Origin of the sequence: Micromonospora sp. L31, from assembly GCF_052068075.1 — a bacterium.
Taxonomy (GTDB): Bacteria; Actinomycetota; Actinomycetes; order Mycobacteriales; family Micromonosporaceae; genus Micromonospora; species Micromonospora purpureochromogenes.
Genome location: NZ_JBQHDC010000001.1, coordinates 1,006,572 through 1,033,501 on the forward strand (window position 1 = coordinate 1,006,572; position 26,930 = coordinate 1,033,501).

Genomic DNA, 26,930 nt, shown 5'->3' on the forward strand with positions numbered 1-26,930 from the left:
GCGCGTACCCGTCAGGGGCGGCCCATGCCGCGGTATTCCCAGCCGGCCTGGGTCCACAGTGTGGAGTCGAGGCAGTTGCGTCCGTCGACCACCTTGCGCCCGGCGGCCAGCTCGCCGAGGACGACCGGGTCGGCGTTGCGGAAGTCGGCCCACTCGGTGAGCACGCAGACCAGGTCGGCGCCGGTCACCGCGTCGTTCATGCTGGCCTCGTAGGTCAGCTCGGGGGCCACCCGGCGGGCGTTCTCGGTGCCCTGCGGGTCGTACACGTGCACGTCCGCGCCGGACTTGGCCAGCAGGGCGGCGACGGCGAGCGCCGGGGCGTCGCGGACGTCGTCGGTGTTGGGCTTGAAGGTGGCGCCCAGCACGGCGATCCGGGTGCCGGAGAAGTCCGGGCCGGCCGGGCCGGAGCGGCGGCCGAGCAGGTCGGCGGCGAGCTGGAGGACCCGGGTACGGCGGCGGAGGTTGATCAGGTCCACCTCGTGCAGGAAGCGCAGCGCCTCGCCGGCGCCCAGCTCCTGCGCCCGGGCCTGGAAGGCGCGGATGTCCTTGGGCAGGCAGGCCCCGCCGAAGCCGAGCCCGGCCTGGAGGAACCGGTTGCCGATGCGCGGGTCGTACCCGATCGCCCGGGCCAGCTGGGTGACGTCGCCGCCGGACGCCTCGCAGACCTCGGCCATCGCGTTGATGAAGGAGATCTTGGTGGCCAGGAAGGCGTTCGCGGCGACCTTGACCAGCTCGGCGGTGGCGAAGTCGGTGACCACCAGGGGCACCTCGCGGTCCTCGGTGGCGGCCAGGTCGAAGACGCCCTTGTGGGCGGCGTAGAGCATGCCGTTCGCCCACTCGGTCTTGACGCCGACCACGATCCGGTTGGGGCGCAGCACGTCGTCGACGGCGAAGCCCTCCTGGAGGAACTCGGGGCTCCAGGCCACCTCGACGCCCAGGTCGTTGGGGGTGTGCTTGCCGACGAGCTGCTCCACCCACTCGGCGGTGCCGACCGGGACGGTGGACTTGCCGACGATCAGCGCCTTGCGGGTCAGGTGCTGGGCCAGGCTGGTCACCGACGCCTCGACGTACGACAGGTCGGCGCCCATCCCGTCGGCGCGCTGCGGGGTGCCCACGCAGATGAAGTGCACGTCGCCGAAGTCGGCGACCTCGCCGATGTCGGTGCTGAACCGCAGCCGACCGGCGGCGAGGTTGCGCCGGAGCAGCTCGTCCAGGCCCGGCTCGTGGATCGGGACCTCGCCCGCGTTCAGCTTGGCGATCTTGTCCGCGTCGACGTCGAAGCCGAGGACCTCGTAACCCAGCTCGGCGTAGCAGATGGCGTACGTCGCGCCGAGGTAACCGGTCCCGAGGAAGGTCACCCGCGGTCGCGGGGCACCCGAGGGCGGCGTCACCGGGGTGATGGCCGGCACCGGCTGGATGTTCGGGTACGGGATCGTCACGCCTGTCTTCTCCGCTCGCACTGGCGGCGCGTCGCTGCGTCGCGTTCGGCTGGGGCGCCATGGCCGGCGCCGAGGGAACTTTGTCGTCTGGTGTGAGGATAGTTGTGCCGAGTCGACGCTGGTCGTGCGCGAGCCTACCCGCCGGTAAGGTCCGGCCGGACCTGGTGGCTATCCTTCAGTCTGCGGCAGTCGGCGGACCTGCAAAACGCCACAGACTGCGCATGATAGCGGTGAAAGGGGAGGGCCGACATGGCCGCAGAGCAGTCGTTCGACGTCTACCGGTTGCCGGAGGAGCACGAGGCGATCCGGGAGGCGGTCCGTGAGGTCTGTGCCGCGAAGGTGGCCCCCAACGCCGCCGAGGCGGACGAGACCGGTGAGTTCCCCAAGGCGTCCTACGACGCCCTGCGGGCCGCGGACTTCCACGCCCCGCACATCCCCGTCGAGTACGGCGGCGCCGGCGCGGACGCGCTGGCCACGGCCATCGTGATCGAGGAGGTGGCGCGGGCCTGCGGCTCGTCCTCGCTGATCCCGGCGGTGAACAAGCTCGGCACCATGCCGCTGATCCTGGCCGGCTCCGAGGAGCTGAAGCAGAAGTACCTGACCCGGGTCGCCTCGGGCGACGCGATGTTCTCGTACTGCCTCTCCGAGCCGGAGGCGGGCAGCGACGCCGCGTCGATGACCACCCGGGCGGTGCGCGACGGCGACCACTGGGTGCTCAACGGCGTGAAGCGGTGGATCACCAACGCGGGCGTGTCGGAGTACTACACCGTCTTCGCTGTGACCGATCCCACAGCCCGCTCCCGGGGCATCTCCGCCTTCGTGGTCGAGAAGGCCGACGCCGGGGTCAGCTTCGGCGCGCCGGAGAAGAAGCTCGGCATCAAGGGCTCCCCGACCCGCGAGGTCTACCTGGACAACGTCCGGATCCCGGCCGACCGCATGATCGGCGCCGAGGGCACCGGCTTCGCCACCGCGATGCAGACCCTGGACCACACCCGGGTCACCATCGCCGCGCAGGCCGTCGGCATCGCCCAGGGCGCGCTCGACTACGCCAAGGGGTACGTGGCCGAGCGCAAGCAGTTCGGCAAGGCGATCGCGGAGTTCCAGGGCATCCAGTTCATGCTCGCCGACATGGGCATGAAGCTGGAGGCGGCCCGGCAGCTGACCTACGCCGCCGCCGGCAAGTCCGAGCGCGGCGACGCCGACCTGACCTACTTCGGCGCGGCGGCCAAGTGCTTCGCCTCCGACGCCGCCATGGAGATCACCACCGACGCGGTGCAGCTGCTCGGCGGCTACGGCTACACCCGCGACTACCCGGTCGAGCGGATGATGCGGGACGCCAAGATCACCCAGATCTATGAAGGAACGAACCAGGTGCAGCGCATCGTCATGGCCCGGCAGCTTCTGAAGGGCTGATTCGGGGCTGTTTTCGCAGCTCAGAGCAGGTGTGGCCGGGCCGACCGGCCCGGCCACGCAGCGTAGGTCGCACCCGCCATCGGGGAGGATGGGCCATGAAGCGTGGGGCTCGAATCCGGGAGATGCGATCTTGAATCTGTCGTGCGTGTTTTGCTCGGTGACGGCCGGCGTTACCGATCCCGGCGTCTGCCTTGCCGTCAACAACGAGTTCGTTGTCTTCCCCGCACTTCACCAGCGGCCGAACAACCGAGGTCACATGCTGCTCGTTCCGGCCGGTCACTTCGGCGGCATCGCTGACGTGCCTCCCGAGAAGGCGGTCCCCATGCTGGCCGCGCTCCAGGTGACGACACAGGCGGTGAAGGCGGCGTTCGGCGCGAGCGGGACGACGGTGCGGCTTAACCTTGGGCCTCCCGCTCAAGACATCTTCCACCTGCACTGGCACATCGTTCCGCGGTACGTCGGCGATGACTTCAACAGTGCCAAGTCCACCGAGGTGCCTCTGAGTGAACGTTTGCAGCTCACGGCGAAGTTCGGCCAGCACTTCGCCAGACGAGCTTCGGCCCGAGTCCGTAAGTGATCAGTCATCGGCGCAGGCACCACCCCCGTATGCCCTACCCGGTCTTCCGGTGGCAGCCGATGAGGCCATTCGACGTTCCATCGCGCAGCATTGGACGCTGCTAGTCGTTGCTGCGACGCGCCCTCACTCGCCGTGACCCGATTTCTGTGGGGCAGTTCAGCGAGTTTTCCCAGCTCAGCGGCTGTGCGCTCGTTGTTCACCCAGATCTACGAGGGCACCAACCAGGTGCAGCGCATCGTGATGGCCCGTCAGCTCCTCAAGGGCTGACGACGATCCTGAAGGGCTGACGACGACCCGTCGGGCGGGCGGGCCGGTTCTCCGGCCCGCCCGCAGCCGTCAACGGTTGTCGGTGCTGTCGCTCGCGGACCCGTAGCGGGGCGGCGCGGTCCACGGCGACTCCGTGCCGCTGCGCCGGGGCAGCGGCTCGGTGGGGGTGCCCACGTCCGGGTAGCCGAGGGTGAGCGGGGCGGTGTCCTGCTCGCTCCGCGCCCCGGACGGCGGCCAGTCGCCGAGCGTGAAGGTGTTCTCCGGCGGTGTGTCGTCGGCCGAGGTCAGCTCCGCCCCGGTCGAGGGCGCCGCCGGCCACCGTTGCCACCGCTGGACGCTGAAGGTCGCCATCAGCAGCAGCAGGCCGATCAGGAACAGCGTGCCGTTCCGCACCGGCTGGTCCAGCGGCAGCGGGTCCCCGAGCACCTTCCAGCCGTCCGGAATCTTGTCGAGCACGGTGAACGGGGCGATGAACATCCCGACGTACGGGATGACCAGCAGCAGCCCGGCGACGAGGGGGCCGAGCGGCGAGATGCGCAGGGTGCCGAGCAGACCGAGCAGGATGCCGGCGACGCCGAGGTAGACGGCCGGCTCGATCAGGTTGGGCGTGCTGTACGTACCGATCTCCACCCAGCGGTTCACGGTCCGACCCGACCCGTCCTGCCCGAGAGTGATCAGCACCCAGGTGATGGGCGCCACCACCAACCCGGCGAGGAAGCTCCAGAGATGTCGCATCCGCGCACCGTACCGTTTCCGCCATGACCGAGCACCCCTCCGCCGCCCCGGCGGGCAAGCCCACCTCGTACTCCCGGGTCACGCTGAGCCGCATCATGACCGCCGTCGACGTCAACCTCTACGGGACGGTGCACGGCGGGGTGCTGATGAAGTTCGTCGACGACGTGGCCGGGGCCGCCGCGGCGCGGCACAGCGGGGGCACCGCCGTCACCGCGGCCATCGACGAGATCGTCTTCTCCGAGGCGGTCCGGGTGGGCGACCTGGTGCACGCGCACGCCCAGGTGAACTGGACCGGGCAGACCTCGATGGAGGTGGGCGTCCGGGTGGTCGCCGAGCGCTGGGACTCGGCCGAGGACGAGCCGGTCCGGGTGGCCACCGCGTACCTGGTCTTCGTCGGTGTCGACGTGGGTGGCGCGCCCCGGGCGGTCCGGCCGGTGCTGCCGGAGACCCTGGAGGACGAGCGCCGGTTCCGGGAGGCGGAGATCCGCCGGGCGCACCGGCTGGCCAGGCGCCGGGCCATCCAGGCGCACCGGGCCGGCTGAGGCGTCCCGCCCGGCCCGTCGCGGTGCGACCCACACAGGTGGCCGGTCGGGCGTGTGGGCCGGCCACGCCCCCTCACCGGGGCCGGGTGCGGAGAATGACGCTTCGAGGTAAGGCAAGATGGCGCCACGGCCCATTCACAGTGTGGTGCGGGGCCCGAGGGAGGGTGGAGCAGTGGGTGACGTGCTGTGGACGCCGCCGGCGGACGTACTCCAGCGGTCGCGGATCGGGAACTACCTGCGCTGGCTGCGTGAGCACCGCGGGCTGGACTTCGCCGACTACGACTCGCTGTGGCGCTGGTCGGTGGAGGACCTGGCCGCGTTCTGGAGCTCGGTCTGGGACCACTTCGAGGTCGTCGCGCACACCCCGCCGACGGCGACCCTGACCGACCCGACGATGCCGGGCACCCGCTGGTTCCCCGGAGCCACGCTCAACTACGCCGAGAACGTGCTGCGGATGCCGGGCCGCGCGGACGACGACCCGGTGGTGATCGCGCACGGCCAGACCCGCGCGCCGGTCACGCTGACCGCCGCGCAGCTGCGCGAGCAGGTCCGCCGGGTGGCGGCCGGGCTGCGCCGGCTCGGCGTGGTCGCCGGGGACCGGGTGGCCGCGTACGCCCCGAACATCCCGGAGACGTACGTGCTGCTGCTGGCCACCAGCAGCCTCGGCGCGATCTTCTCCTCCTGCGCGCCCGAGTTCGGCACCCGCAGCGTCACCGACCGCTGGCAGCAGATCGAGCCGAAGGTGCTGGTGGCCGTGGACGGCTACCGGTACGGCGACAAGCCGGTCGACCGGCGCGGCGAGGTGGCCGCCATCCGGGCCGCCCTGCCCTCGCTGGAGCACACCGTCGGCATCGCGTACCTCGACCCGGCAGGCACGCCGTCGGAGGGCATGCTGGGCTGGGATGAGCTGGCCGCCGCGACCGACGAGCCGCTGACCTTCACCCCGGTGCCGTTCGACCACCCGCTCTACGTGCTCTACTCCTCCGGCACCACCGGCCTGCCCAAGCCGATCGTGCACGGGCACGGGGGCATCCTGCTGGAGCACCTGAAGATGCTCGCCCTGCACCACGACCTGGGCCCGGCCGACCGGTTCTTCTGGTTCACCACCACCGGCTGGATGATGTGGAACTTCCTGGTCTCCGCCCCGGCGGTGGGCGCGACGATCGTGCTCTTCGACGGCAACCCGGGCCACCCCGACCTCGGTGCGCTCTGGCGGCTGGCCGAGGAGACTCAGACGACGTACCTCGGCACCTCGGCGCCGTTCCTGCTGGCCTGCCGCAAGGCCGGCCTGGTGCCCAGGGAGATCGCCGACCTCGCCGCGCTGCGCGGGGTCGGCTCGACCGGCGCGCCGCTGCCCGCCGAGGGCTTCACCTGGGTGTACGAGACGGTCGGGGAGAGCCTCCAGCTCCAGTCCCTCTCCGGCGGCACGGACGTCTGCACCGGGTTCGTCGGCGGGGTGCCGCTGCTGCCGGTGCACGCCGGTGAGATCACCTGCCGGGCACTCGGCGCGCGGGTGGAGGCCCGCTCCGCCGACGGCACCCCGGTCATCGGCGAGCTGGGCGAACTGGTGATCACCGCGCCGATGCCGAGCATGCCGGTGGGCTTCTGGAACGACCCGGACGGCCGCCGCTACCGGGAGGCGTACTTCGAGGTCTACCCCGGGGTGTGGCGGCACGGCGACTGGATCACGATCAACGACCGGGGCGGCTGCGTCATCACCGGTCGCTCGGACGCCACCCTGAACCGGGGCGGCGTCCGGCTCGGCACCGCCGAGTTCTACTCGGTGGTCGAGGGGCTGGACGAGGTCGTCGACTCGGTGGTCGTGCACCTGGAGGACGACGAGGGCGGCGCGGGCGAGCTGCTGCTCTTCGTGGTCCTCGCCGAAGGGCTGGAGCTGGACGACGCGCTGCGCCGGAAGATCTGCCGGGAGCTGCGCACCGCGCTGTCTCCCCGGCACGTCCCGGACGAGATCCACCAGGTCCGCGCCGTGCCGCGCACGCTGTCGGCCAAGAAGCTGGAGGTGCCGGTCAAGAAGATCCTCACCGGCACCCCGGTGGACTCGGCCGCCGCCAAGGGCGCCCTGGCCAACCCCGAGTCGCTGACCGCCTTCGCCACCTTCGCCCAGCGCCGCGCCAGCGACCACGACACCCCCACCCCCGCCTGACCCGCCCCGCCCCGCGCCCGCCCGGCGCGGGGCGCGGGCCCGGCTCAGGCGAGGATCCGGGTCACCTTCTCGGACGCCACCCGGCCGTCGAGCCGGGTGGCGTCGAGGTTGCCGCAGAGGACGACGCTGGCGCCCCCCACCAGCGGGGCGAGCAGCCAGTCGACCGGGTCGGGGTGCTGGGCGGCGTCCACCAGGAGGCGGTCGCCGGGGGCGATGCACAGCTCCGTCGCGCGGTCGGCCGCCGGGGCCAGCAGCGCCGCGTCGCCCGGGCCACCCTGCGAGTACGGCGTGAAGTGGTCGCCGTGGGTGCGTACCTCGACCACGTAGTCGGCGAAACCGGCCGGCACCTCGCGCAGCGGGGCGGCGAACGGGGCGAGCGCCAGGGCGTACCGGTCCCCGGCCGACCAGGCGGCCGCCTCGGTGACCCGGTCGGCGGCGGCGAAGAGCACGTCCACGTCGCCCGGCGTGTCGGCCACCGTCACCCCCGCCGACCAGCAGCCCAGCAGCACCGCGGCGGTCTGCCAGTGCGGCGGGAGCAGCACCGCGGCGGCATCGCCGGGGGAGAGGGCGAGCTCGTCGACGAGCAGGTTGGCGGTCTTGGCCACCCAGTTCGCCAGGGTCGCGCCGGACAGTTCGGTGCGTTCGCCGGTGGCGTCGTCGTACCAGGTCAGCAGGGGGCGGGCGGGGTCGGTCGCGATCGCGTCGGCGAAGACCCGGGCAATGTTCTCGGCCATCGGCGCGAACGATACGCCGCCGGGACCCGTACTCGATGACGATGACAAGTCGGCGTACCGTCGGGTCGCAGTCAGCGTCCGGACCGGGCTCCGGCGTAGGCTTGCCCGGAGTGTTGTTCCCCACAGACCCGCCAGTTCAAGGAGTCGCCCCGTGACCGCCGGTCGCCCGCCCCGCGTGCTCATCGACGCCACGAGTGTCCCCGCCGACCGTGGCGGCGTCGGTAGATACGTCGACGGCCTCCTCGGCGCCCTCGGCACCGTGTGCGGTTCGGGGGTGGACCTGGTCGTGGTCAGCCTCCGCACCGACCTGGAGCGCTACACCCGGATGCTGCCGGGCGCCGAGGTCATCGGAGCCCCGGCGGCCGTCGCGCACCGGCCCGCCCGCCTCGCCTGGGAGCAGACCGGCCTGCCGCTGCTCGCCCAGCAGGTCGGCGCGGAGGTGCTGCACTCGCCCTTCTACACCTGCCCGCTGCGGGCCGGTTGTCCGGTCACCGTGACCGTGCACGACGCGACCTTCTTCACCGAGCCGGAGCATTACGACAAGTCCCGGCGGACGTTCTTCCGCAGCGCGATCAAGACCTCGCTGCGCCGCGCCGACCGGGTGATCGTGCCGAGCAAGGCCACCCGGGACGAGCTGATCCGGCTGCTCGACGCCGATCCCACCCGGATCGACGTCGCCTACCACGGCGTCGACCACGCGGCCTTCCACGCGCCCAGCGAGGAGGAGAAGGCCCGGGTCCGGGCCCGGCTGGGGCTGGGCAACAGCAGCTACGTCGCTTTCCTCGGCGCCAAGGAGCCGCGCAAGAACGTCCCCAACCTGATCCGCGGCTGGGCCCGCGCGGTGGGCGACCGGGACAACCCGCCGGCCCTGGTGGTGGCCGGCGGCCAGGGGCACGACGACGACATCGACCGCGCCGTGGCCGAGGTGCCGTCGCACCTGCGCCTGCTGCGCCCGGGCTACCTGCGCTACGCCGACCTGCCCGGCTTCCTCGGCGGCGCGCTGGTGGCCGCCTACCCGTCGTACGGCGAGGGGTTCGGGCTGCCGATCCTGGAGGCGATGGCGTGCGCGGCCCCGGTGCTCACCACCCCGCGCCTCTCCCTGCCCGAGGTGGGTGGCGACGCGGTCGCCTACACCAGCGAGGACCCGGACCAGATCGCCACCGACCTGGCCGCCCTCCTCGACGACGAGCAGCGCCGGCTCTCCCTGGCCAAGGCCGGTTTCGACCGGGCCAAGGAGTTCACCTGGGGGTCCAGCGCCGAGGTGCACATCGCGGCGTGGAGCCGGGCCCGGGCCTGAGCGTGCGACGACCCGGCGAACGACCCCGCGTCCGCCCCGAAACGGTTCGGGCATGATGTGCTGATGCTCTACGCCGTCATCCCGGCGGGAGGCAGTGGCACGAGACTGTGGCCGCTGTCCCGCGCGGGGCACCCCAAGTTCCTCCACCCGCTCACCGGCACCAGCGCCTCGCTGCTCCAGGCGACCGTCAACCGGCTGGCGCCGCTGACCACACCGGAGCACATCCTGGTCGTCACCGGCGCGGCGCACGCGGCGGCGGTGGCCCGGCAGCTCACCGGGGTGCCCGAGGAGAACATCCTGGTGGAGCCCTCGCCGCGGGACTCCTGCGCGGCGATCGCGCTGGCCGCCGCGGTGATCGCGCAGCGGGACCCGGAGGCGGTGATGGGCTCCTTCGCGGCCGACCACCTGATCCGGGACGCCGACGCCTGGGTGGAGACGGTGCGCGCGGCGGTACGCGGCGCGGAGCGGGGTCTGCTGATGACGGTGGGTATCACCCCGACCCGTGCCGAGACCGGGTACGGCTACCTGGAGACCGGCGAGCCGACCGGCGACGATCTACTGCGCCCGGTCACCGAGTTCAAGGAGAAGCCGGCCGCGCCGGTCGCCGAGGCGTACCTGCGTTCGGGGCGGCACCTCTGGAACGCCAGCATGTTCGTCTGGCGGGTGGACGTCTTCCTCGCCGAACTGGCTCGCCAGCAGCCGGCCCTGCACGCCGGGGTGAGCGCCATCGCCGCCGCCTGGGGCACCCCTGAGCAGGACGACATCCTGGGCACCGTCTGGCCGACGCTGCCGAAGATCTCCGTCGACTACGCGGTGATGGAGGGCGCGGCGACCGCCGGTCGGGTCGCGACGGTGCCCGGCGACTTCGGCTGGAACGACGTCGGCGACTTCCACACCCTCGGTGACGTGCTCCCCGCCGACCCGGCGGGCAACGTGGTGCTGGGCACCGACGCCAAGCCGGGCGTGCTGCTGCACGACTGCGCCGACCTGGTGGTGGTGCCGCAGTCCGGCCGGCTCGTCGCCGCGCTCGGGGTACGGGACCTGATCGTGGTGGACACCCCGGACGCGGTGCTGGTCTGCCCGCGCGACCGCGCCCAGGACGTCAAGGTGCTGGTCGACGCGCTCAAGGAGCGGGGCGAGGAGGGCCTGATCTGACCCGCCTCGCCGCCGGTCGCCTCCTCAGGCGCGGCGGCGCAGCGCGGCCAGGGCCGGCGCGACGAGCTGGATCGTCCCGCCGGCCAGCGGCTCGGGCAGCCGGTCCGGCGGGAACCAGCCCAGCGCCTCGGACTCGTCGCTGACCCGTTCCACCGCGCCGGGCGGGGCGAAGACCGCGAAGCGTACGTCGTGGTGCAGCGAGCCGCCCTGGCATGCGACCGGGTGGATGTCCACGTCGATCGGCACCGGGTCGACGGTCAGGCCGCCGATCCCCGACTCCTCGGTCGCCTCGCGCAGCGCGGCCGCGGCGAGGGTGCGGTCGGCCGGCTCGCAGTGCCCGCCGAGCTGCACCCACCGGCGGAACTTGCCGTGCAGGCAGAGCAGCACCCGGTCGCCGGTGGCGTCCAGCACCAGCGCGCTGGCGGTGACGTGTCCGGGTCGGTGGCTGCGGCCCAGCGCCACCGGCCCGGCGGTCAGCAGCTCCAGGGTGCGGTCCCGCGCCTCGGCGGCGGCGGGGCTGGTCGCCGTCCACCCGCTCAGCAGCGCCACCGCGTCGGCGTGCAGCGCCGCCTCGCCGGCGGACGGGGATGGGGGGCGGGCGGGGTCGGTCGGGGTGGAGACGTCGGGCATCCCGACACTCTACGAGCGTCGGCTCCGTACCCTGGCCCGGTGACCCTGCGACTCGTCGAGTTCGTCGTGGCCGGCAACGAGGCCAGTGACCTGCTGCCGGTCCGTTCCCCGGCGTTGCTGCGCGCGCACGGCGCCCGGCGCGGGTTCTGGACGGTGCTGGACGAGGGCCCGGTGGAGCGCTGCCTGGCCCTGCTGCTGGAACGCTCCGACGGCGAGTGGGTCGCCCGGCACGTGCCGGCCGACGCCGGCGTCGAGAACGGGCGCACCGAGGACGGCGAGGCGCTGGCCCACCACGACGGCTGGGTGTACGTCTTCGGCTCGCACTTCGGCTCGAAGGCCGGACCGCTGCGCCCGCGCCGGGCGTTCGTGGCCCGGTTCCGCGAGGACGACGCGGCGGCGGGGACCCTGCCGGTGCGGGTGGTGCGCAACCGGTTCCGGGTGCACCGGGTGGTCAACGACGCGTTGGCGAAGGCGCCCTTCACCCCGCTGCCGCCCGGCGACCGGGTCCGCCGCCGGTTCATCGTCGAGACGCTGGCCCGGGGCACGGCCCGGGCGAAGAGCTGGGTGAGCCGGCTCGCCGAGGACGACCTGCCGCTGAACGTGGAGGCCGCGACGTTCACCCCGGACGGCACCGTGCTGCTCGGCCTCCGGTTCCCGGTGACCGCCGCCGGTGAGCCGATCCTGGTCGAGCTGGCCGGGGTGCCGGAAATGTTCGCCGGGGACGGCGACTGGCCGGTGGCCGGCCGGGCGTACGCGCTGACCGGGGTGACGCCGCCGGGCGCGCTGGTCGGCTTCCGCGCGATCGCCCCGACCGTCGACGGCGGCTACGCGGCGGTGGTCGGCTCGATCGACGCGCTGGGCAAGGGCTCGGTGCTGCTGGACGACCATCCGATGGGGGGTGGGGTGACCTCCCGGCACGTCCGCTTCCGGTGGCGGCCGGGGGCCGAGGAGCATCTGGTCGCCGGGGAGCTGGTGGCCGACCTGGCGCCCTTCCACCACGTGGAGGGTCTGGCCGAGCTGGACGGGAGCTGCTTCTACGTCACCGACGAGGACCACCGGGTCGCGCTCTGGATCGGCTGACCGGCCCGCTCGGCGCGGAGCGCCCGGGGGACACCTCTGCGGACCAGGGCCGCAGACCCTCGTGGTGTCTCCCGGACGCGCCCACCGCCCCCAGGCGTCCCGGTCGGGTGGCTGGTGGACCCCTTCGCACGCCCCACCGGGCAGTAGGAGCATGCCAACCGGCGGTCGGGGGCGTCGAGGTTTTTCAGCTCACGCTTAAAAGTGGAGGTAAGTGCCGGGCGGGTAGAGTGCAGAGGGTCGGTGGGCAATCCCCCTGTCCGCCCTCAGGAGCGCTTCCATGCTGACGATCCACTTCTCTCAGGAGGACATTCTCCGGACCAGGGTGGCCCCCGCGGCCGACCCGATCTGGGAGCTGGTGCTGAGTCTGCACCTGCTGCAGGGCCGTACCCGGGACCCGCTGATGGCGCACTGGCGCCGGGGCGTCGCCCGCGAGCTGCGCCGCGACGTCACCTCCCACCAGCTCCGGTTGCTCTTCGCGCTGAACCCGCCGCGCGGCTACTTCCCCGACTTCCTCACCCCGTACCAGAGCGTGGCGGGGTTCGAGGCGGGGCTGGACGCGGTCCGGGCCACCCCGATCGACCTGCTGAACCGGGACCTGACCGTGCTGGCGGGGGCGAACTCGCTGCCCTCCTCCGCCGCCGCGCTGGCGCGCGGCGAGCCGGAGGTGCTGCAACTGCTCACCGACTCGATGACGCAGTACCGGTCGGTGGCGCTCGAGCCGTACTGGGGGCGGATCCAGGCGGCGGTGGAGGCCGACCGTAACCGGCGCGCCCGTGCCCTGCTCGACGGCGGGGCGGAGGGGCTGCTGGCCAGCCTGCGCCCCACCATGCGCTGGGACTCCGGGCGGTTGGAGGTGCTGGACTACCCGGACAGCCGGGAGCTGCACCTGGACGGGCGCGGGCTGCTGCTGGTGCCCTCGTTCTTCTGCGCGCGTACCCCGGTGGCCCTGCTCGACCCGGCGCTGCCCCCGGTGCTCGTCTATCCGGTGGACCGGCTGGGCGGTCTGGTCCCGGCGCCCGGCGAGGGCGCCGGCCCGAACCGCGAGGGGCCCGGGCGGGAGGCGCTCGCCGCGCTGCTCGGCCGGACCCGGGCCGCGGTGCTGGAGGTCAGCGACGACGGCTGCACCACCGGCGAGGTGGCCCGGCGGCTGCACATCTCGCCGGCCGCCGCCAGCCAGCACACCACCGTGCTGCGCAACGCCGGGCTGCTGGTCAGCCAGCGGGACCGCAACACGGTGCTGCACACCCTGACCCCGCTGGGCCGGGCCATGCTGGAGGCCTGACCCGGCCCGGCGTCAGATCGCCAGGCAGGCGCTGGCAGTGCTGCCCGCCGGGGGCGGCAGCAGCGCCGAGGGCACCCCCTCGGCGGCCAGCGCGGTGCGCAGCCGTTGCAGGTCCGCGCCGAAGCGCACCAGGTCCGGCCGGTCGACCGGGGTGGGTGCCGCGCCGAGGATCAGCCCGCTGGCCCCCGCCGGCCAGCCCGGGACGGTGGCGACCAGGCCGGCGCGTACCTCCTCGTCGGTGACGTGGGTGAAGGCGGTGCCGGGCGCGACCACGTCGGCGACCGCGGCGACGGCCCGCCGGACCGCCTCCGGGTCGGCCGGCGTCGGACCGGTGCCGTCGGCGAGGGTCGCGGCGGACCGGAGGCCGGCCGCCCGCGCCTCGGCGGTGCCGAGGGAGAAGAGGTCCATCGTCGAGTCCCGGACCAGGACGCTCGCGCCCGCCCCGTCGTCGGTGCGGCCGGCGCCCAGGTAGCCGCGCACCACCGCGACCGGAACCTGGTCGCACTTACCCTTGATCAATTCGCCGGCGCCGGCCAGCTCGTCCACCACGGCCATCTGGGTCAGCTGCAACTCGTTGCCGTACGGGTCGACCTCGCCCCGGTGGTCGCGGATGGCGGACATGCCGGCCACCCCGAGCGCCACGTCGGTGAGCCCGTTGCGCCAGGGCCGACCCATGGTGTCACTGACGATCACCGCCACGTCGACGCCGTACCGCTCGGCCAGGGCGGCGCGCAGCGCCCGGGCCGAGGCGTCCGGGTCCTTGGGCAGCAGCACCAGCCGGGTCTTGTCGACGTTGGAGGCGTCGATCCCGGCGGAGGCCATCACGAAGCCGTGGTGGGTCTGGACGATCCGGGTCGCGCCACGGGTCGCCACCACCCGGGCGGTCTCGGCGGCCAGCACCTCGTCGCGCGCGGCGAGCCGTTCCGGCCCGTCCGCCGGTACATCGACCAGCCGACCCTCCGCCTTCGAGACGATCTTGCTGGTGACCACCAGCACGTCCCCGTCGCGCAGCCACGGCGCGGCGGTCGCGATCAGCGCGGCCAGGTCGTCGCCCTCGGTCACGTCGCCGATGCCCAGCACCGGCAGGATCTCCAGTCTCACACCAGCTCCAACGCGGCCCGCACCATCTGCGCGGTCGCCGCCTCGTCGGTCATCCGCAGCGGCGCGGACCGGACCGCCACCCCCGGCACCGAGGTGCCCTCGTCCTCCGGCGCGACCAGCCAGCCGTCGAGCAGGCCGCCCTCGCTCCGCCCGCCGTAGAGCCGGCCCACCCCGGCGGCGCTGCACTCCACACCCAGCACCGACAGGCACCGGTCGGCCATCCCGCGCACCGGAGCGCCGCCGATGATCGGGGAGACCCCGACCACCCGGGCCGGACCCTGGGCGACCGCGTCGCGCAGCCCCGGCACGGCGAGCACCGGGGCGACGCTCACCACCGGGTTGCTCGGCGCGACCAGCACGGCGTCCGCGCCGGCGATCGCCTCCAGCACCCCCGGCGCCGGCTTGGCGCTCTCCGCGCCGACGAAGACGAACCGGTGGGTGGGGATGTCCGCCCGGTAGCGCACCCACCACTCCTGGAAGTGGATCGCCCGCTGCCCCTCCTCGCCGTCGACCACCACGTGGGTCTCCAGCCGGTCGTCGGTCGCCGGCAGCAGGCGTACGCCGGGCTGCCAGCGGCTGGCCAGCGCCTCGGTCACCGCGGAGAGCGGGTACCCGGCGTTGAGCATGGTGGTCCGCACCAGGTGGGTGGCGATGTCCTTGTCGCCGAGCCCGAACCAGGTCGGCTCCGCGCCGTACGCGGCCAGCTCCGCCTTGACCGTCCAGGTCTCGCCGACCCGTCCCCAGCCGCGTTCCGGGTCGGCCCCGCCGCCCAGGGTGTACATGACGCTGTCCAGGTCGGGGCAGACCTTGAGCCCGTGCAGGAGCAGGTCGTCGCCGACGTTGACCACGGCGGTCACCTCGGCGCCCACCTCGCGGGCGTACGCCCGGACGCCGAGCAGGAACCGAGCGCCCCCGATCCCGCCGGTCAAAACCACAATGCGCATGACGTCCATCCTGGCGTACGCGACGCCTGCGGTCCGTCGGTGGCCCGGGAGACTAGGCTCACGTCGGCATCTGTCCGTTTCGCCCGAGGGAGAACTCGTGACCAGCCCCGCCGAGCCGGCGCCGAAAGACGCGACGCAGGCCCGCCAGCTCACCGGTCCACTGCGCGAACTCGCCGCGCTCGTGCTGCTCGGCGCGAACGCCGTGCTGCTCTTCGTCGGACTGATCCGGCTGCTCGCGCCGGCCTCGGAGTACAGCACCTTCTCGAACCGGGCCGGCAGCACCTTCTTCTCGTTCGTCGGTATCGAGGCGACCGTCCTGCCGCTGCTGGCCGTCCTGCTCGCCACGCACGTCTCGCCGGTCCTGCCGCGGGCGAAGCAGATCACCCAGGTCGCGGTCGGCGAGTACGCCTTCGGCGCGCTCTTCGGCATGCTGACCTTCCTGATCTGGCTGGTCAACCGGCTGGCCGACGCGGAGGTGCTGGACGCCCTGCTCGGCCTGCTGACCCGGGCCGCCTGGTTCGCGCTCTTCGCCCTCGCCGCGTTCGTCGTGTACCGGGTCTGGCGGGCGTTCTACCACGTCCCGCGCCCCAAGCCGCAGCCCGGCGTGTACGGCCAGCCGCAGCCCGGTTGGCCGCAGCAGTCCGGCCAGGGCGGCTACCCCTCCGCCGGTTACCCGCCCCCGGGCCAGCCCGGCGGCCACCCCGGCACCGGCTTCCCGCCCGCCGGTCAGCCGTCCGCCGGTTACCCGTCCGCCGGTTACCCGGCCGCCGGCCAGTACGGCCAGTACGGCCAGCCGGGCCCGTCCTCGGCCCCGCCGTTCGGCGCCGCTCCGCAGTCGGCGCCGCCGTTCGGCACGCCGCAGTCGGCGCCGCCGTTCGCCGGCCCGAACACCGCTCCGCCGTTCGGCCAGCCGCCGTCGGCCGACCCCACCCAGACCATCCCGCGCCAGCCCGGCGAGGTGGGCGGGCCGGCCGTGCCGCCCGGTGGCGAGGACGTCGACCGGACCCAGCGTTTCCACCGGGACGACCCGAACTCCCCACGTTGAGTCGAGCCGCCCGTCCGCTGTCGTCGGGGCGGGTCGGCTCAGCGAAGCACCACCGCGATGAGCGTGATACCTCAGCGGCATCAAGATGACTCTGAGGTATCACGCTCGACGTGCTGCGCCCGGGACGTATCCGCCGGCAACCGACCGGCGCGGCACGGGTTGATCTCACACCGTCTTCCGTGCCCGTCCGGCCGTCCGAGCCAGCGCATAGGCTGAGCGGATGGCTGACCGCACCGATCCCGTCCCGACCGAGGCGAGCGTGCAGCGCGCGCTGCGCCGGGCGGCCACCGGCCGCGCGCTGGACGTCGCGGAGGCGACCGCGCTGCTGGCGGCCCGGGGGGCCGAACTGGACGAACTGCTCCGCGTCGCCGGGGAGATCCGCGACGCCGGGCTGCGCGACGCCGGCCGGCCGGGCGTGGTGACGTACTCGAAGAAGGTTTTCATCCCGCTGACCCGGCTCTGCCGGGACCGCTGCCACTACTGCACCTTCGCCACGGTGCCGCACCGGCTGCCGGCCGCCTTCCTGGAGCAGGACGAGGTGCTGGCGATCGCCCGGCAGGGCGCGGCGCTGGGTTGCAAGGAGGCCCTGTTCACCCTCGGTGACCGGCCGGAGGAGCGCTGGCCGGCGGCCCGCGAGTGGTTGGACGAGCGCGGCTACGACTCCACCCTGGACTACCTGCGCGCCTGCGCGGTGGCGGTGCTGGAGGAGACCGGCCTGCTGCCCCACCTCAACCCGGGCGTGCTGTCCTGGTCGGAGCTGCAACGGCTCAAGCCGGTCGCGCCGAGCATGGGGATGATGCTGGAGACCACCGCGACCCGGCTCTGGTCCGAGCCGGGTGGTCCGCACTTCGGCTCGCCCGACAAGGAACCCGCGGTGCGGCTGCGGGTGCTCGACGACGCCGGCCGGGTCGGGGTGCCGTTCACCACCGGCATCCTGATCGGCATCGGCGAGACCCCGGCCGAGCGGGTCGACGCGATCTTCGCGATCCGCCGCGCCATGCGGGAGTACGGCCACCTCCAAGAGGTGATCGTGCAGAACTTCCGCGCCAAGCCGGACACGGCGATGCGCGGCATGCCCGACGCCGAGCTGCACGACCTGGCCGCCACGGTGGCGGTGGCCCGGCTGCTGCTCGGCCCCAGGGCCCGGATCCAGGCCCCGCCCAACCTGATCGAGGGCGAGTACGACCTGCTGCTGCGCGCCGGCATCGACGACTGGGGCGGGGTGTCGCCGCTGACCCCGGACCACGTCAACCCGGAGCGGCCCTGGCCGCAGCTCGACGAGCTGGCCCGGCACACCGAGAAGTCCGGCTTCACCCTGCGCGAGCGGCTGACCGTCTACCCCGAGTACGTCCGGGCCGGTGACCCCTGGCTCGACCACCGGCTGCTGCCGCACGTCGGCGCGTTGGCCGACCCGGGGACGGGGCTCGCCGTCGAGTCCGTCCGGCCGGTGGGCCGGCCGTGGCAGGAGCCCGACGAGACGTACGGCGGGCGGACCGATCTGCACGTCACCATCGACACCACCGGCCGTACCGGGGACCGGCGGGGCGACTTCGACAGCGTCTACGGCGACTGGTCGGAGGTCGCCGGCAAGGTGACCACGGGGGCTGCCCCCGGCGGTGACGCCGACGTACGGGCGGGGCTGCGGCTGGCCGCCGACGATCCGGCGGCGCTGCTGGAGCCCCGGCACGCCGATGCGGCGCTGGCCCTCTTCGGCGCGGACGGCCCGGCGCTGGACGAGCTGTCCCGGCTCGCCGACGACGTCCGGCGCGACACCGTCGGCGACGATGTCACCTACGTGGTCAACCGCAACATCAACTTCAGCAACGTCTGCTACGTGGGCTGCCGGTTCTGCGCCTTCGCCCAGCGGGAACGGGACGCCGACGCGTTCCGGCTCTCGGTGGAGCAGGTCGCCGACCGGGCCGAGGAGGCCTGGGCGGCCGGGGCCACCGAGGTCTGCCTCCAGGGCGGGATCGACCCGAAGATGCCGGTGACCGGCTACGCCGACCTGGTCCGGGCGATCAAGGCACGGGTGCCGGGGATGCACGTGCACGCCTTCTCCCCGATGGAGATCGTCACCGCCGCCGCGAAGGCCGGCGTGCCGGTGCGGGAGTGGCTGACCCGGCTGCGCGAGGCCGGGCTGGACACCATCCCGGGCACCGCCGCGGAGATCCTCGACGACGACGTGCGCTGGGTGCTCACCAAGGGCAAGCTGCCGGCCGCCGCCTGGGTCGACGTGGTCAGCACGGCCCACGAGCTGGGCATCCGGTCCAGCTCCACGATGATGTACGGCCACGTGGACCACCCCGGGCAGTGGTTGGCGCACTTCCGGGTGCTGGCCGGGGTGCAGGACCGCACCGGCGGGTTCACCGAGTTCGTGGCGCTGCCGTTCGTGCACACCAACGCGCCGATCTACCTCGCCGGCATCGCCCGGCCGGGGCCCACCTGGCGGGAGAACCGGGCGGTGCACGCGATGGCCCGGCTGCTGCTGCACGGCCGGATCGACAACATCCAGTGCTCCTGGGTGAAGCTGGGCGACGCCGGCACGGTGGCGATGCTCCAGGGCGGCTGCAACGACCTGGGCGGCACGCTGATGGAGGAGACGATCTCCCGGATGGCCGGCTCCGGCAACGGTTCGGCGCGTACCGAGGAGCAGTTGCGGGCCATCGCGGCGGCCGCCGGTCGACCGGCGCGCAAGCGGACGACCGCGTACGGTCACCACCCCGCGTAGCGTCGAACCTTTCCCCGGCACCGGCCGTACCACTGGTCGCCGGCGGCGGTTGAGGCGAGGGCCGCCGTCGGCAGCCCCTCGCGAGCCATCGCGGGCGCGTACGCGCCGCCGGAGGAAAGGTTCCCCATGACGAGTGACGAGCGGAAGCGGCCCTGGCCGCGACTGACCCGCCGGCAGACGTTGACCGCCGCGGCGAGCGCCACGCTGGGCGCCGCCGCCCTCACCGTGCCGGGCCTGTCGGCCGCGCAGAACGCCCCCTCGGCCGCCGGCGCGAAGGACGACCCGATCGTGGTCCACCTGCGCGACGCCGCCACCGGGACGATGGACGTCTTCGTCGGCACGTCCCGGATCGAGGTACGCGACCGCGGGCTGGCGGACCGGTTGCGGCGCGCCGCCGGGCGGCGCTGACCCGCGGGCGTACCGCGCGCCCCGCCCTCCCCGCACGGCCCGGCGCGGGCTCTCGGCGCCCGGCCACCCTCACCTCACTCCTGATCCCGCAAAGGTTGGTCCGCCATGTCCTCCCATCGCGAAGCACCGGAGATAAGCAAGGATCCGGTCGCCGACAGCTCCGACCTGTACGCGTTCGTCAGCCCCGACCGGCCCGACTCGGTCACGCTGATCGCCAACTACGTGCCGTTGCAGCTCCCCTCCGGCGGACCGAACTTCTTCGAGTTCGGCGACGACGTGCGGTACGAGATTCACATCGACAACGACGGTGACGGCCGTCCCGACGTGACCTACCGGTTCGAATTCAGCACCGAGATCACGAATCCGAACAGCTTTCTCTACAACACCGGCCCGATCGAGTCGCTGGACAGCGAGAACTGGAATCGGCGCCAGTTCTACAAGCTGACCCGGGTGGCCGACGGCCGGGAGCACGTGCTCGCAAACAAGCTGCCCTGCCCGCCGTGCAACGTCGGGCCGCTCTCCACCCCGAACTACGCCCAGCTGGCCCGCCAGGCGACCTACAGCCTCTCCACCGGGGAGCGGGTCTTCGCCGGGCAGCGCGCGGACGGCTTCTTCGTCGACCTCGGCGCCATCTTCGACCTGGGTACGCTGCGGCCGTTCCAGCAGTTGCACGTCGCCGGCAAGAAGCTCTTCAAGGCTGAGGGCGAGCCGGTCAACGCCGTGGACCGGATGAACGTGCACAGCATCGCGGTGCAGGTGCCGCTGAGCAAGGTGCGCCGCAAGGCCAACCGGTACGGCCAGGCCGACCGCGCCTCGGTGATCGGCGTGTGGACGTCGGCCGCGCGGCAGCAGGTGCGGGTGCTCGGTGATCGGGCCGCCGCGGACACCGCCACCGGCCCGTGGACCCAGGTGTCACGGCTGGGCAACCCATTGTTCAACGAGGTCATCGTGCCGATGTCCAAGAAGGACCTGTGGAACACCCTGCCGCCATCGGAGGACAAGCGGTTCGCCCGCTTCGTCGAGCAGCCGGAGCTGGCCGCCCTGCTGCCGGCCCTCTATCCGGGCGTCTTCCCGAAGCTGGACGCGCTGAACAAGGCCAAGAAGCCCCGGGCGGACCTGGCGGCGATCCTGCTCACCGGCATCCCGGCCGGGCTGATCGACGGCTTCACCAACAACACCGGCGACGTGCAGGCCGACATGCTGCGGCTGAACACCGCGATCAAGCCGACCGCCAAGCCGGACCGGTTCGGCGTGCTCGGTGGTGACCTGGCTGGCTTCCCCAACGGCCGGCGGGTCGGCGACGACGTGGTGAGCATCGCGCTACGGGCCATCGCCGGGGTCACCGTGCCGCTGGTGGACAAGGCCTTCACCCCCGACGCGGCGGCCGGCGCGGTCACCCCGGGGCTGAGCGCCGCCGACGTGACCGCGCCCTTCCTGGCCGGCTTCCCCTTCCTCGGCACGCCGTACGACGGGTTCAACAACCCGCCGGTGGCGAAGTCCTGAGCGGAGGGAGGACGTCATGCACGGGCACGACCACCGGTACGGACCGACGGAGAGCGGCAGCGTCCTGCTCGACCTGGGCGCGGACACCGGCGCGCTGATCGTCCACACCGGCCGTCGGCTGCACGGGCGGGAAATCGAGATCAGCCGGGCCGACCGGCCCGACGGGCCGCGTACCCATTCGGCCGTGCGGGAGCGGGTCGTCCGGGACGGGGTGTTCCACAGTGCCGTGTACCCGGACCTGCCGGCCGGTCTTTATACCGTCTGGTGGGACGAGCGGACGCCCGCTGGCGCGATCTCCGTCACCGGCGGCACCATCGCCGAGTTCGTCTGGCCGAGCAGCGCTCCACCGGGGGTGGGCTGATCACCGCTCCGCGTCCGAACCGTCGCGCCCCGTCCACATCGTGGACGGGGCGCTGTCGGCATTTCCCGCTCGACGGGCGGCTGTGGCCGAACCGCGTTAACCTGTGCCCCACCAAGAACTCGATCTTGATGGCTGGTCCACCGGAGCCTCTGCCGGCGTACCCCCGGCGGCGTCCACGATGGGCACGCCACGGCAGAAATCTCGGGCAACTCGCCGGAGAGGGCGTTACTCGGCCGGGGTCTGAATCGATAGGGCAGGTTGCGAGGCGGGCGACCGAAGTGGTCGCTCGAACGGTGTCGGGAGGGCGACTCCATTATCAAGTTCAGCTTGACGGCGCACGCATTACACGCGTGTAATTTGAATGGGGTTGTTCGCACGGAACGCAACAAATGGGGACCGTACGGACAAGCACGCCTTTCGCGTGGGGGGTTGCAGCGGCGATGACGCCGGTGCGCGACAAGGAGGCATTTGATGGACGGCCAGCTTGAGGTGGCCGACCTGCTCGGAAACGCGCCGGAGTGGCAGGAGCGGGCGCTCTGCTCGCAGACCGATCCGGAAGCGTTCTTTCCCGAGAAGGGCGGCTCGACCCGCGAGGCGAAGCGGATCTGCTCGCGGTGCGAGGTCAAGACGGAATGCCTCGAATACGCTCTCGGTCACGACGAGCGGTTCGGGATCTGGGGCGGGCTCTCCGAGCGGGAGCGGCGCAAGCTCAAGCGGCGGGTCGCCTGAGCTGACGTGTGGGGCCGGGGCGGTGGGGGCCGCCCGGCTCACGCCCGGGTCGGTGCCGCGGGGGCGGCCCGACCGAGGGGGTCAGGCCAGCTCGTCCGGGTCGACCCCGAGCAGGTTCGCCACCTGCTCGATGATCACGTCGTGCACCAGGTCGGCCAGGTCCTCGCGGTCCATCGCGCGGAACTCCAGCGGCCGGCGGTAGAGCACGATGCGGGGCGGCACCTCCTGCCGGCCGGGGCGCCCCGGCAGCAGCCGGGCCAGCGGCACCTCGCCGTCCTCGAGCACGTCCGAGTCGTAGACGTTCAGGTCCGGCGGGACGTCCTCGACGGCGAACTCGACGCCGGCCAGCTCCTTGGCAAAGCGGCGCTCCAGCGTCTCGACGGTGTCCAGCACCAAGTCGTCGAAGACCTCGGCCTTGGTGCGGGCCAGCGGGACGGTCGCCGGCACCAGCCGCCCCCGCAGGCCACGACCGTGGCGGTCGCGGTGGGTGCGCCGGCCGGAGCCGGGGCGGCGGTGTTCCGGGCTCGTCATGAGGCACAGGGTAGCTCCCGGGCCGGCCTGGCCTGCGGCAGCGCCGCACTCCTGGCGCGGCGGGGTCGGGCGGGTGCGAATTGTGATCACCGTGACGGGCGTGTCGCAACGCGAACCGGTGCGCCGGACCCGGTAATGGGGATACCCTGCCGCCGTGAGGTCACCACGGCGCTGCTCCCGTAACGGCTGCCCCCGGCAAGCGGTCGCCACATTGACCTATGTCTACAACGAGTCGACCGCGGTGGTGGGCCCGTTGGCGGCCTTCGCCGAGCCGCACACGTACGACCTCTGTGAGCCGCACGCCCGGAGCCTGACCGCTCCCCGGGGCTGGGACGTGGTCCGGCACGAGGGCGAGTTCGAGCCGCCGCCGCCCACCACCGACGACCTGGTGGCCCTGGCCGAGGCCGTCCGCGAGGCCGCCCGCCCCGTGACCCCCCGCCCCCCCGAGGACGACCAGACCGCCCACCCCTCCCCCCACACCGGCCGCCGAGGCCACCTCCGCGTAATCCCCCCCAACCACTAACCCACCCCCCCTGCCCACCCCGGCCCCGGGCCCTCATCATCCGTTGATCATGAAGTTGTCGCCACGACACGCCGAGGCGGGCGGCAATAACCTCATGATCAACGGGATGTAGCGGGGTGGGAGGCCGGTGGGGTCAGTGGCCGAGGAGGCGGGAGAAGGTGGCGGCGCGGCGGGAGGGGCGGGCCTTGCGGTGCTCGGCGCGGTCGGCGGAGAACATCAGGCGTAGGCCGGCGTTGACGGCCAGCCAGCGCAGGGGCTCCGGTTCCCACTTGGGGGAGCGGTGGTTGACCCAGGGGAGCGTCGTCAGGTCGCTGTTCACGCCGCGGATCAGGTCGGCGAGGGTACGGCCGGCCAGGTTGCTGGTGCCGACCCCGTCGCCGACGTAGCCGCCCGCCCAGCCGAGACCCGTCGCGCGGTCCAGCCCCACCGAGGCGGACCAGTCCCGGGCGACCCCGAGCGGGCCGCCCCAGGTGTGGGTGACCGGCACCTCGGGGCCGAGCACGGGGAAGAGTTCGCCCAGCACCCGGCGCAGCGCGCGGAAGACCGCCGGCTCCCGGTCGTACGCGGGGGAGACCCGGGAGCCGAAGTGGTAGGGCGCGCCCCGCCCGCCGAAGGCCAACCGGTCGTCGGCGGTGCGCTGGCCGTAGATGATGACGTGCCGGTGGTCGGAGAAGGTCTCCCGCTCGGCCAGCCCGATCCGGTCCCAGGTCTGCGCGGGCAGCGGCTCGGTGGCCACCATCAGCGAGTAGACCGGGGCGATGGCGCGCCGCTGCCCGGGCAGCCCCGGCGTGTACCCCTCGGTGGCCCGGACCACCACGGGCGCCCGGACCGTGCCGTACGGGGTGACCGCGGCGCCGGATCGGATCGCGGTGACCGGGGTGCGTTCGTGCAGGCGTACCCCGTGGCGCTCGACCGCCCGGGCCAGCCCACGGACCAGCTTCGCCGGGTGCACCACCGCGCAGTGCGGGGTGTACGTCGCGCCGAGCACCCCCTCGGCGGCGCACCGGGCGGACGCCTCGGTGGCGTCGAGCAGCACCAGGTCGTCGGGGTCGAGACCGTGCGCGCGGGCCGTGGCCACCTCGGCCCGGGCCCGGCCGAGCTGGGCCTGCGACCGGGCCAGCACCACCGTCCCGCCCTGGTGCCAGTCGCAGTCGATGCCCTCGGCGGCGACCACCCGGCCGACCTCGCGCACGGTCTGCTGCATGGCCCGCTGCATGGCCAGCGCCCGGTCCCGGCCGTGCCGGCGGGCCAGCGCGGGCAGCGAGGTGGGGAACAGTGCGGAGCACCAGCCGCCGTTGCGCCCCGAGGCGCCGTACCCGGCGATCTCGGCCTCCAGCACGGTGATCCGCAGCGACGGGTCGGCGGTCGCGAGGTGGTACGCCGTCCACAGCCCGGTGTAGCCGGCGCCGACGATCACCACGTCGGCGTCGGCGTCGCCGGGCAGCGACGGGCGCGGGTCCAGCGGCTCGTCCACCGTGGACAGCCAGTGGGACAGCTCCTGGTAACGCATCACCACTCCGGTGGGGGCAGGTCGTGGCGCAGCCGCGGGTCGGGCTGCGGGCTGCCGAGCGTCTCCACCACCGGCACCACCCCGGCCCAGACCGGCCGGTCGAGGTCGTCGTCGGGGTCGTCGGGCGGGCCGGCGCTGACCTTCACCGAGCACTCGTCCAGCCGCAGGGCGAGCACCAGCGTGGCGGCCAGCTCCTTCGCCGACGGCGGCCGGATCGCCGCCCAGCGGCCGGGCAGCAGCTGCTCGGAGATGCGTTCCAGGGCGGCCAGCCGGTCGTCGCCGTCGACCACACTCAGCTCGCCGAGCACCATCGCGCACCGGTAGTTCATCGAGGAGGCGAAGGCGCTGCGGGCCAGCACGAGACCGTCGAGCAGGGTCACCGTCAGGCAGGCCGGCGCGCCCGCCGCGAGGTGCCGGAACAGTCGGCTGCCGGTCGAGCCGTGCAGCAGCACCCGCTCGCAGTCGCGGGCGTAGCCCACCGGCAGCGCGTACGGCTGACGCCCGTCGGTGATGGCCAGGTGACCGACCCGGCCGGCGTCGAGGACGGCGTGCAGGGTGGCCCGGTCGTGGACGGCGAGCTCGGGCAGCCGGCGTACCCGGGTGCGGTCGGTGCCGCCGACGGCCGCGCCGCCCCCGGTCCCGCCGCCGGCCGGTGCGGCCGCCTGGGTGCTCGCGGTCCGGCTCCCGGTGTCGGCGGTGGCCGGTGCGGCCGCCTGGGTGCTCGCGGTCCGGCTCCCGGTGTCGGCGGTGGCCGGTGCGGTGCGGGGCCGGCCCCCGGTGTCCCGGGAACCGGCCCCGCCCGGCCCGAGCCTGCCGCTCAGAGCCGGTTCCATGCCTCGGTCAGCACGGCGCGCAGGATCTGCTCGATCTCGTCGAACTGCTGCTGGTCGGCGATCAGCGGCGGGGCGAGCTGGATCACCGGGTCGCCCCGGTCGTCGGCGCGGCAGTAGAGCCCGGCCTGGAAGAGCGCGGTGGAGAGGAAGCCGCGCAGCAGCCGCTCCGACTCGGCCTCGTCGAAGGTCTCCCGGGTCGCCTTGTCCTTGACCAGCTCGATGCCGTAGAAGTAGCCGTCGCCCCGGACGTCGCCGACGATCGGCAGGTCGTGCAGCTTCTCCAGGGTGGACCGGAAGGCGCCCTCGTTGGCCCGGACGTGGCCGATGAGGTCCTCGCGGGCGAAGACCTCCAGGTTGGCCAGGGCCACCGCGCAGGAGACCGGGTGGCCGCCGAAGGTCACCCCGTGGGCGAACATCCCCGTCTCGGTGAGGAACGGCTCCATCAGCCGCTCGCTGGCGATCATCGCGCCGAGCGGGGCGTAGCCGGAGGTGATGCCCTTGGCGGTGGTGATGATGTCGGGCTGGTAGCCGTAGCGGACCGCGCCGAAGTATTCGCCGAGCCGGCCCCAGGAGCAGATCACCTCGTCGGAGACGAGCAGCACGTCGTACGCGTCGCAGATCTCCCGGACCCGCTCGAAGTAGCCGGGCGGCGGCGGGAAACAGCCGCCGGAGTTCTGCACCGGCTCCAGGAAGACCGCGGCGACAGTGTCCGGCCCCTCGCGCTCGATGGCGCGGCGGATCTCCTCGGCGGCCCAGCGGCCGAACGCCTCGGGCGAGTCGCCGTGCTCCGGGGCGCGGTAGAAGTTGGTGTTCGGCACCTTGATGCCGCCGGGCACCAGCGGCTCGAAGTCGCTCTTGATGCCGGGCAGGCCGGTGATCGACAGCGCGCCCATCGAGGTGCCGTGGTAGGCGATGTACCGGCTTACCACCTTGTGCTTGTTCGGCTGGCCGGTGCGCTTGAAGTACGCCCGGGCCAGCTTCCACGCCGCCTCGACGGCCTCGGAGCCGCCGGTGGTGAAGAAGACCCGGTTCAGGTCGCCCGGGGTGAGCGAGGCGATCTTCTCCGCCAGCTCGACGGCCTTCGGGTGGGCGTACGACCAGAGCGGGAAGTAGGCCAGCTCGCCGGCCTGCTTGGCGGCCGCCTCGGCCAGCTCGGTACGCCCGTGGCCGGCGTTGACGACGAAGAGCCCGGCGAGTCCGTCCAGGTACCGGCGGCCTTGGGAGTCCCAGACGTACGCGCCCTCGCCGCGGACGATGGTCGGCACCTCGCCGGCGGAGTAGCTGGCCATCCGGGTGAAGTGCATCCAGAGGTGGTCGGTGGCGTTGGCCATGTCAGCCCCATAGCGTCTCGGGCCGGTCCAAGGGGTGACGCCGGCCGCTCTGCCCACGGTTATCGCAC

Annotated in this window: 25 protein-coding genes; 15 read left to right on the plus strand and 10 right to left on the minus strand. The window is 73.3% G+C overall.

What is annotated here, in order from left to right; translation table 11 throughout:
• Positions 1 to 11: 11 nt before the first annotated feature.
• Positions 12 to 1,439, minus strand: coding sequence for a UDP-glucose dehydrogenase family protein (locus ACTMS9_RS04915; protein WP_441147130.1), 1,428 nt, complete (start codon positions 1,437 to 1,439; stop codon positions 12 to 14).
• 249 nt (positions 1,440 to 1,688) lie between these two features.
• Here ACTMS9_RS04915 and ACTMS9_RS04920 point away from each other — a divergent pair, with 249 nt between their 5' ends.
• Entirely contained in the window at positions 1,689 to 2,852 is a 1,164-nt protein-coding gene (locus ACTMS9_RS04920) for an acyl-CoA dehydrogenase family protein (protein WP_334569540.1), read from the plus strand.
• A gap of 130 nt (positions 2,853 to 2,982) precedes the next feature.
• Complete coding sequence (locus ACTMS9_RS04925; protein WP_441164216.1) at positions 2,983 to 3,429, plus strand: HIT family protein; 447 nt, start codon at positions 2,983 to 2,985, stop codon at positions 3,427 to 3,429.
• A 336-nt stretch (positions 3,430 to 3,765) separates the two neighbouring features.
• Here the strand turns inward: ACTMS9_RS04925 and ACTMS9_RS04930 are convergent, their stop codons facing one another.
• Positions 3,766 to 4,431, minus strand: a complete 666-nt coding sequence (locus tag ACTMS9_RS04930) for a hypothetical protein (protein ID WP_441164217.1) — start codon at positions 4,429 to 4,431, stop codon at positions 3,766 to 3,768.
• 23 nt (positions 4,432 to 4,454) lie between these two features.
• Here ACTMS9_RS04930 and ACTMS9_RS04935 point away from each other — a divergent pair, with 23 nt between their 5' ends.
• Together ACTMS9_RS04935 and ACTMS9_RS04940 are read left to right on the plus strand one after the other, a co-directional pair.
• Positions 4,455 to 4,973 (plus strand): acyl-CoA thioesterase, encoded by a 519-nt coding sequence (locus tag ACTMS9_RS04935; RefSeq protein ID WP_441147123.1) that lies wholly within the window; start codon positions 4,455 to 4,457, stop codon positions 4,971 to 4,973.
• Positions 4,974 to 5,145: 172 nt separating this feature from the next.
• Positions 5,146 to 7,137 carry an acetoacetate--CoA ligase gene (locus ACTMS9_RS04940; protein ID WP_441147121.1) on the plus strand — a complete coding sequence of 664 codons (1,992 nt, stop codon included), beginning with the start codon at positions 5,146 to 5,148 and terminating at the stop codon, positions 7,135 to 7,137.
• Between the two features lie 44 nt (positions 7,138 to 7,181).
• Here the strand turns inward: ACTMS9_RS04940 and ACTMS9_RS04945 are convergent, their stop codons facing one another.
• A complete protein-coding gene (locus ACTMS9_RS04945) occupies positions 7,182 to 7,871 on the minus strand; it encodes a TIGR03089 family protein (RefSeq protein ID WP_441164218.1) in 690 nt (229 codons plus the stop codon).
• A gap of 151 nt (positions 7,872 to 8,022) precedes the next feature.
• On the opposite strand from ACTMS9_RS04945, the gene ACTMS9_RS04950 reads away from it, so the two are divergent.
• Positions 8,023 to 9,168, plus strand: coding sequence for a glycosyltransferase family 4 protein (locus ACTMS9_RS04950; protein WP_441147117.1), 1,146 nt, complete (start codon positions 8,023 to 8,025; stop codon positions 9,166 to 9,168).
• Positions 9,169 to 9,231: 63 nt separating this feature from the next.
• Positions 9,232 to 10,323, plus strand: a complete 1,092-nt coding sequence (locus ACTMS9_RS04955; RefSeq protein WP_441164219.1) for a mannose-1-phosphate guanylyltransferase — start codon at positions 9,232 to 9,234, stop codon at positions 10,321 to 10,323.
• A gap of 24 nt (positions 10,324 to 10,347) precedes the next feature.
• Here the strand turns inward: ACTMS9_RS04955 and ACTMS9_RS04960 are convergent, their stop codons facing one another.
• Entirely contained in the window at positions 10,348 to 10,953 is a 606-nt protein-coding gene (locus ACTMS9_RS04960; protein ID WP_441147113.1) for an NUDIX hydrolase, read from the minus strand.
• Between the two features lie 39 nt (positions 10,954 to 10,992).
• Between ACTMS9_RS04960 and ACTMS9_RS04965 the strand changes: the two genes are divergently transcribed.
• Both ACTMS9_RS04965 and ACTMS9_RS04970 read left to right on the plus strand, forming a co-directional pair.
• Positions 10,993 to 12,033, plus strand: a complete 1,041-nt coding sequence (locus tag ACTMS9_RS04965; RefSeq protein ID WP_441164220.1) for a hypothetical protein — start codon at positions 10,993 to 10,995, stop codon at positions 12,031 to 12,033.
• 277 nt (positions 12,034 to 12,310) lie between these two features.
• Positions 12,311 to 13,315 (plus strand): ArsR/SmtB family transcription factor, encoded by a 1,005-nt coding sequence (locus ACTMS9_RS04970; RefSeq protein ID WP_441147109.1) that lies wholly within the window; start codon positions 12,311 to 12,313, stop codon positions 13,313 to 13,315.
• Between the two features lie 12 nt (positions 13,316 to 13,327).
• On the opposite strand, the gene ACTMS9_RS04975 is transcribed toward ACTMS9_RS04970, so the two are convergent.
• Both ACTMS9_RS04975 and cofD read right to left on the minus strand, forming a co-directional pair.
• Positions 13,328 to 14,416, minus strand: a complete 1,089-nt coding sequence (locus tag ACTMS9_RS04975) for a coenzyme F420-0:L-glutamate ligase (protein ID WP_441164221.1) — start codon at positions 14,414 to 14,416, stop codon at positions 13,328 to 13,330.
• On the minus strand, positions 14,413 to 15,360 hold the full coding sequence (cofD, locus tag ACTMS9_RS04980) for a 2-phospho-L-lactate transferase (protein WP_441147105.1): 948 nt from the start codon (positions 15,358 to 15,360) through the stop codon (positions 14,413 to 14,415). Before cofD ends, ACTMS9_RS04975 begins: the two co-directional genes overlap by 4 nt.
• A 97-nt stretch (positions 15,361 to 15,457) precedes the next feature.
• On the opposite strand from cofD, the gene ACTMS9_RS04985 reads away from it, so the two are divergent.
• From ACTMS9_RS04985 to ACTMS9_RS05010, 6 genes are all read left to right on the plus strand, one after another.
• Entirely contained in the window at positions 15,458 to 16,405 is a 948-nt protein-coding gene (locus tag ACTMS9_RS04985) for a hypothetical protein (protein ID WP_441164222.1), read from the plus strand.
• Between the two features lie 220 nt (positions 16,406 to 16,625).
• On the plus strand, positions 16,626 to 19,133 hold the full coding sequence (locus ACTMS9_RS04990) for a bifunctional FO biosynthesis protein CofGH (RefSeq protein ID WP_441164223.1): 2,508 nt from the start codon (positions 16,626 to 16,628) through the stop codon (positions 19,131 to 19,133).
• Positions 19,134 to 19,259: 126 nt separating this feature from the next.
• Positions 19,260 to 19,541 (plus strand): hypothetical protein, encoded by a 282-nt coding sequence (locus ACTMS9_RS04995; RefSeq protein WP_088963882.1) that lies wholly within the window; start codon positions 19,260 to 19,262, stop codon positions 19,539 to 19,541.
• Between the two features lie 105 nt (positions 19,542 to 19,646).
• Positions 19,647 to 21,044 carry a DUF4331 domain-containing protein gene (locus tag ACTMS9_RS05000; RefSeq protein WP_441147099.1) on the plus strand — a complete coding sequence of 466 codons (1,398 nt, stop codon included), beginning with the start codon at positions 19,647 to 19,649 and terminating at the stop codon, positions 21,042 to 21,044.
• 16 nt (positions 21,045 to 21,060) lie between these two features.
• Entirely contained in the window at positions 21,061 to 21,405 is a 345-nt protein-coding gene (locus ACTMS9_RS05005; protein WP_441164224.1) for a phospholipase, read from the plus strand.
• A gap of 471 nt (positions 21,406 to 21,876) precedes the next feature.
• Complete coding sequence (locus ACTMS9_RS05010) at positions 21,877 to 22,134, plus strand: WhiB family transcriptional regulator (RefSeq protein ID WP_088980572.1); 258 nt, start codon at positions 21,877 to 21,879, stop codon at positions 22,132 to 22,134.
• A gap of 81 nt (positions 22,135 to 22,215) precedes the next feature.
• On the opposite strand, the gene ACTMS9_RS05015 is transcribed toward ACTMS9_RS05010, so the two are convergent.
• Entirely contained in the window at positions 22,216 to 22,665 is a 450-nt protein-coding gene (locus ACTMS9_RS05015) for a metallopeptidase family protein (RefSeq protein ID WP_088963879.1), read from the minus strand.
• Between the two features lie 154 nt (positions 22,666 to 22,819).
• Between ACTMS9_RS05015 and ACTMS9_RS05020 the strand changes: the two genes are divergently transcribed.
• Positions 22,820 to 23,188, plus strand: coding sequence for a DUF3499 domain-containing protein (locus tag ACTMS9_RS05020; RefSeq protein WP_179803193.1), 369 nt, complete (start codon positions 22,820 to 22,822; stop codon positions 23,186 to 23,188).
• 133 nt (positions 23,189 to 23,321) lie between these two features.
• On the opposite strand, the gene ACTMS9_RS05025 is transcribed toward ACTMS9_RS05020, so the two are convergent.
• The 3 genes from ACTMS9_RS05025 to ACTMS9_RS05035 are packed head-to-tail and all read right to left on the minus strand — an operon-like array spanning position 23,322 to position 26,862.
• Positions 23,322 to 24,698 carry an NAD(P)/FAD-dependent oxidoreductase gene (locus ACTMS9_RS05025; RefSeq protein ID WP_441164225.1) on the minus strand — a complete coding sequence of 459 codons (1,377 nt, stop codon included), beginning with the start codon at positions 24,696 to 24,698 and terminating at the stop codon, positions 23,322 to 23,324.
• Complete coding sequence (locus ACTMS9_RS05030; RefSeq protein WP_441164226.1) at positions 24,698 to 25,531, minus strand: pyridoxamine 5'-phosphate oxidase family protein; 834 nt, start codon at positions 25,529 to 25,531, stop codon at positions 24,698 to 24,700. The genes ACTMS9_RS05025 and ACTMS9_RS05030 overlap by 1 nt, the downstream gene beginning before the upstream one ends.
• Complete coding sequence (locus ACTMS9_RS05035) at positions 25,516 to 26,862, minus strand: aspartate aminotransferase family protein (RefSeq protein WP_441164227.1); 1,347 nt, start codon at positions 26,860 to 26,862, stop codon at positions 25,516 to 25,518. The genes ACTMS9_RS05030 and ACTMS9_RS05035 overlap by 16 nt, the downstream gene beginning before the upstream one ends.
• Positions 26,863 to 26,930 lie beyond the last annotated feature (68 nt).